The organism is uncultured Lamprocystis sp., assembly GCF_903933125.1.
Classification (GTDB): Bacteria; Pseudomonadota; Gammaproteobacteria; order Chromatiales; family Chromatiaceae; genus Thiodictyon.
Genome location: NZ_CAIZIZ010000278.1, coordinates 1 through 5,383 on the forward strand (window position 1 = coordinate 1; position 5,383 = coordinate 5,383).

Sequence of the window (5,383 nt, forward strand, 5' to 3'; positions counted from 1 at the left end):
CGCCGCCGCGCCGGGGCCGCCCGCGGGCCTGACGGGTTGGTTCCGTGGTCCCCCCAGGGTCCGCCGTGCGGACCCGCGCCCCGCGATTGCCGGTCGCGGCTGGCACGATGATCGAGATCGCCTAAAATGGCCAAAGTCGAGATAAAGCGATTAGGTGACGCGTCGGTGTAATCTCGGTGCAGGTCAGCGAGGACCATCAAAGGAGACTACCTTAAGACCAGGAACGCGCCGGAAGTCATCAACATCCGTGGTGAGCACGGCATGTCCGGCGGACACGGCGGTGGCAGCGATCAGGAGATCGTTGGCGCCGAGGGTCTCGCCTCGGGCATAGAGTGTCGCCTTGATCTCGGCATGAACGCGGGCCGCCGCCAGGTTGAAATCCAGGATCGGAAGGGCGGCCAGGACCGATTCGACGAAGGCCGATCGCTTGATGCGGCGTGCCTGTGTGGTCGCACGGTGGACGCCGACCAGCAGTTCCGAGGCGGTGACCGAGCTGATGTAGACGTTGCCGTAACCGGCCCAGGGGCTGAAATCGAGCGTTGGACACCCAGCGCCCGCGCTTCGTTCGGCGCGGATGAGCACATTCGTATCGAGTACCAGTCCCACGGCATCGGCCTTATCGGTCTTAAGCTCGGGGGAGCTCGGCCTAGGTCCAAGGGTTCCGATCCGCGCCCACGGCGCACTCGCTCTCGCCGATGTCTTGCTCGAAGGCATCAATGTCGTCCGGGTCCAGCCGCGGCAGCCGGGCGAACAAGGCGCTGAGTTCGAGAACCTTGACCTCTTTCGACGGGCTCGGGGGTACCAAACGGGCAATCGGCCTGCCGCCGCGGGTCAGCTCAAAGCTCGCGCCTTGTCGAGCGACGCGGTTGACCAGTGCGGTCAGATTCCGAGCGGCTTGTGTGACGTTGATCTCTTCCATTTCAATGTCCCAGGCGAAAGCGGGTGCGCTGATGATCAGCCGTTCGGAGGCGCCTGTAAAGGGGCGTTCCGGGGACCAGAGGCGAAAAAGGCAATCCCCAGCCTCAACGGATAGGAAACTAATCGAAAAGCCCATGCAGATACCAGCCGCGACGCCCCCTGAGTTCCCGATAGACCCACAGACGCTCGCCGCGCGCACTGGTGGCGATGAAATAATCACGCGCCACCGCGCAGTCGTCCCACCAACCGGTATCGATCCGCTCCCGCTCCGCACCCAGGTCGAGCGCGCCGTCCAGCCAGGGCTTACCGTCCCGCTCCTCCAACGGCACGGGCTGGGGCAACAGCCAGAGCGGGCGATCCAGACGCGCGCTGCCGCCGCCGGTCTCGCCCGGTTCGCTCCAGCGCCAGGCACGCTCCGGACGGTGATCGGCCGCCAGTGCGAGTCCGCGCACCGCGTCCCGACCCAGACGGGCCCGTAAGCGGTCGAGCAGCGCGGGATCCGGGCGACAGCCGGGCCGCGCCAACTCCGGAAACAATTCGCCGCTGCGCGGACTCAAGGGCAGGACAGCCGTCGCGGCCAGTGCGATCTCGCGCACCGGTGCCGGGAGTTCCATCCGCTCCAACTGGCCGCGCAGCAGTTCCAGCCAGCGCTCCGGGTCGGCCAATGGCTGGGCCGCGCCCAGGCTGAAGCAGGTATCAGCCCGGCTGGCGTGGCCAAGACGCCAGTCGAGCCGCGGCACCCCGGCCTGACGCCCGCCCAGGAAGCCGGCGAGTTCGGCGAGCAAACGCCGACAGGGAAAGACCAACGACTCGGCCAGGTCGACCTCCGCGGGCAGTTCGATCCGCGCACTGAAGCGGGGCGGCGGCACGAACATGGGGCGCGGGTCCGGGGTCTCGCCGAGCAGACGCTCCAGCCAGTCCACCCGCTTGGGGCCCAGCCGTTCGCGCAGCCCCGGACGGGGCAGGCGCAACACATCGGCGACGCGGCGCAGTCCCAGAGCGGTCAGGTCTTCACACTCGCGCGCACTGAGGCCCAACGCGGCCAGGGGCAAACCGTCGACTGCGGCATGCAACGCGTCCAGATCGGGGATCACGGGCCAGCCCGCGGACTCGGCCGAGGCCTCAAGCTGCCGTGCCCAGACCAGGGCGCCCAATGGCGTCGGCGCCATGGCGAGCCGCCCGTGATAGCCGCTTGCGCTGATCCCCACGCTCACCTGCGCAAGCAAGGCGTCGGCCCCGCCGAACAGGCGAAGACTGGCCGCCACGTCGAGCAGCAGCGCGCGGGGCGGCGCCGGACTGACCTGGGGCGTAAAGCGGATCGACCAGGCGGCCAGGTGCTCCAAGGCTTCCTGTTCCGCGGCCGGCCGCCGGGGCATGACGGTCAGTTCCGCACACAGCGCACGGGCGGCACCAACCCCTTGGCCGGGACGAATACCCGCACGCATCGCGGCGGTGTTACAGCGCAGGATGCGCTCGCCGCGGCGGTGGACGCAGACCGCGAGCGGGGCCTCGGCGGTGCGCGCCCGCGCGAAGACCTCCAGGGGCAGATCGGGGAGATGGATGGCAAGCCAGCGCATGAATGCACCCCGCGGGCCGGTGATCCTGGGAGAATAGCCGCCTTACGCCAACACGGTCCAGTAGACCGCGGGGAATGGGGGAATCGTCAAAGAGAATGAAAACCAAAACGCCTGCCGTACCTGCCGCCTGCCCCTGCGGATCCGGGGCAGCTTACCTGGACTGCTGCGGCCGATTCATCGCCGGGGCCGCGCTACCCGACACGGCGGAGCAGCTCATGCGCTCCCGTTACAGCGCATACACTTTATGCGAAGATGAGTATGTGCGCGCGACCTGGCACCCGAGCACCCGACCCCCGGACCTGCAAGCCGACCCCAAGGTGCAGTGGCTCGGGCTCAAGATCATCGCGACTGAAGCTGGCGGGCCTGAGGACCTTCGCGGTCTGGTGGAGTTCGTCGCCCGCTACAAGCTGGGCGGGCGGGCACACCGGCTGCATGAGCGCAGCCGCTTCGCGCGCCATCAAGGCCGCTGGTGTTATGTCGACGGCGACCTGTCGCCGGAGCACGGTCGCTGACCGCGTCCCCTCGGCCTCACCCGACATCCGCCAGCGGAAGGCCGTCTTCCGAGTCGGCCTGGTCCGCATCCTGCGTCCCTTGCCAGCGGATGGCGCCCGCGCCGCTGACGGCGGCCTCATCGACCAGACAGCCGGTGACGCCGCTCATGGAGGGCAACTCAAACATGGGCCGCTGTAACAGCCCTTCCAACACGCTGCGCAGACCGCGCGCCCCGGTCCCGCGCTCGATCGCCTTGCGGGCGATGGCGGCCAGCGCCTCAGGCGTAAACTCCAGGGCCACGCCTTCGAACAGAAACAACTGCTGGAATTGGCGCACCAGGGCATTGCGGGGCTCGGTGAGGATGCGCACCAGCGCCGCCTCGTCCAGATCGTGCAGGGCGACGACCACCGGGAACCGGCCGATGAATTCCGGAATCAGGCCAAAGTGGCGCAGATCGTCCGGTTGCGTCTCGGCGTAGATGCGTCCGGCGCCCTGCGCATCGGACTTCGTCTTCGGCTCGGTATGGAAGCCGATACTGGCTGGGCCCGGCTCCAACCGGCGCCGCAGCACCCGCTCCAGACCGGCAAAAGCCCCGCCAACCATGAACAGGATGTTGCGGGTGTCGATCACCGGTATCTCGCTGCCCTCCTTGCGGCCCTTGGGGCTGATCTTGACCTGGGTCCCCTCCACCAGCTTGAGCAAAGCTTGCTGTACGCCCTCGCCCGACACATCACGGGTACCGTGGCTGCTCTCCCCGACGCGGGCCAGTTTGTCGATCTCGTCGATATAGACGATGCCCCATTCGGCCAGCTCACGCTTACCGCCGGCCGCATCCAGGAGCCGCGCGAGGATGCTTTCCACATCCTCACCAACATAGCCGGCCTGCGTCAGCGTGGTGGCATCGGCGATCACGAAGGGGACGCCGACGATCCGCGCCAGGGTGCTGGCGAGCAGCGTCTTGCCGGTTCCGGAGGGGCCGAGCATCAGGATATTGGACTTATCGATCTCCACCCGATCCGGATCGTCCAGGACACGGCGGGGGTGATTCGCTTCTGCCGCCAGCCGTTTGTAATGGTTATACAGGGCCACCGCCAGGCATTCCTTGGCTGTTTCCTGACCGATCACGTAACGGTCCAGATGGTCTTTGATCTCTTTCGGCTTGGGCGGAGCCTTCAGTGGCCCGGTCAAAGCGCGGGTCCGGCCCCAACTGGTGACCACCTGGTGAGCCAAGGCTACGCAGGCCTCGCAGATATGGCCATCGATCCCGGCGATCAGGGGGGTATCGGCGCCTTGAACGGCGCCACAGAAGGAACAGGCGTGAGGGGGCGGCATGTTCATGCGGCCTGCCCCGCGCGCCAGGCCTGAGCGGCGGGCGCGGTCGGCCCGGCCGCATCGCCAGCCGCCGCCAGGCGCAGTTCCGCAATCCAGGCCGTCTGGCTGCGGCGCCGTTGCCGCTCTTCCAGCATCAGGCGAATCTGCGGCTGCGCCTCGGTAAACTGGAGCGCGTGCGCCAGCAAAATGTGCTCGCACAGGAGCAGGTGAAAGCCGAGTTCGGATTCCACCGGGCCGCTGATCTCACCCACGGCCATGGCGAACAGAACCGCGTCGAGCGCCGGATACAACTGGCCCCGACGGACCTCACCCAGACGCCCGTCCTGCAGTGCCGTCGGACACTCTGATTGCTCGCGCGCCAGGACCGCAAACCGCTCCGGACGGCCAACCCTGGAGCGGTCCAGGTCCGCCACCAGCCGGTCCATGCGTGCCCGCACCACCTCCCGGCCGTTCTCCGCGAAGGCGTCGTTCACCGTAATCAGGATGTGGCGGGCACCACGCCGCTCCGGAACGGTGAAACGGTCCTGATGAAGCTCAAAGAAAAGCTGTTCATCCACGGCGTCGACGCTCAGCCGTTGATCGCCCACCCGCCGCATCGCCGCGTCAAAGGTCAGTTCCCGCCGCAACGCGCTGCGCAGGGTGACCAGATCCAGCGCATTGCGTTCGAGGTCCGAGACAAAGTCGTCCGCATCCGTGTAGCGCGAGCGCAGCTCGCCCACCGCGGCCTCAACCTGGTCGAGCGGGATCACCACCGCACGCGCTTGCGCTGACCCGAGAACCAAGGTTTCCAGTTCAAAGGTTCGCTGGGCCAGTCGCATCGCCTCCGCCCGCTGGGCATCGTCCAGAGCCCAGGTGCCAAGCTGGAAACGCTCACCCGCGGCGCGCAGCAGATGGTAACGAAACTCGGCCGGATGATTCAGGGCTTCAGCAGACATGGATGTGCTCGTTAAACCGCGCCAAGCGCGAGATACGTAATTTCTGTGATACGTTGCGTCCCGTGCCGAGCCCCCTGTGTCGGCCAGACCGGCCCCCGATACCAGAAGCACGCAGCGTTTATGCTTAAG

Annotated in this window: 6 protein-coding genes; 1 reads left to right on the plus strand and 5 read right to left on the minus strand. The window is 67.3% G+C overall.

The window, feature by feature from the left end; genetic code table 11:
- Nucleotides 1–183 precede the first annotated feature (183 nt).
- The 3 genes from QZY03_RS13585 to QZY03_RS13595 form a co-directional block, all read right to left on the minus strand.
- Nucleotides 184–606: a type II toxin-antitoxin system VapC family toxin gene (locus tag QZY03_RS13585; protein WP_295581869.1), complete on the minus strand. Its 423-nt coding sequence runs from the start codon at nt 604–606 to the stop codon at nt 184–186.
- Between the two features lie 40 nt (nt 607–646).
- Entirely contained in the window at nt 647–919 is a 273-nt protein-coding gene (locus tag QZY03_RS13590) for a type II toxin-antitoxin system Phd/YefM family antitoxin (RefSeq protein WP_295581870.1), read from the minus strand.
- Nucleotides 920–1,037: 118 nt separating this feature from the next.
- On the minus strand, nt 1,038–2,495 hold the full coding sequence (locus tag QZY03_RS13595) for a DNA polymerase Y family protein (protein ID WP_295581872.1): 1,458 nt from the start codon (nt 2,493–2,495) through the stop codon (nt 1,038–1,040).
- Nucleotides 2,496–2,590: 95 nt separating this feature from the next.
- Between QZY03_RS13595 and QZY03_RS13600 the strand changes: the two genes are divergently transcribed.
- Complete coding sequence (locus QZY03_RS13600; protein ID WP_295581873.1) at nt 2,591–3,007, plus strand: YchJ family metal-binding protein; 417 nt, start codon at nt 2,591–2,593, stop codon at nt 3,005–3,007.
- Between the two features lie 16 nt (nt 3,008–3,023).
- On the opposite strand, the gene clpX is transcribed toward QZY03_RS13600, so the two are convergent.
- Both clpX and nifM read right to left on the minus strand, forming a co-directional pair.
- Complete coding sequence (gene clpX / locus QZY03_RS13605; protein WP_295581875.1) at nt 3,024–4,325, minus strand: ATP-dependent Clp protease ATP-binding subunit ClpX; 1,302 nt, start codon at nt 4,323–4,325, stop codon at nt 3,024–3,026.
- Nucleotides 4,322–5,254, minus strand: a complete 933-nt coding sequence (nifM, locus tag QZY03_RS13610; protein ID WP_295581877.1) for a nitrogen fixation protein NifM — start codon at nt 5,252–5,254, stop codon at nt 4,322–4,324. The genes clpX and nifM overlap by 4 nt, the downstream gene beginning before the upstream one ends.
- Nucleotides 5,255–5,383: the final 129 nt, after the last annotated feature.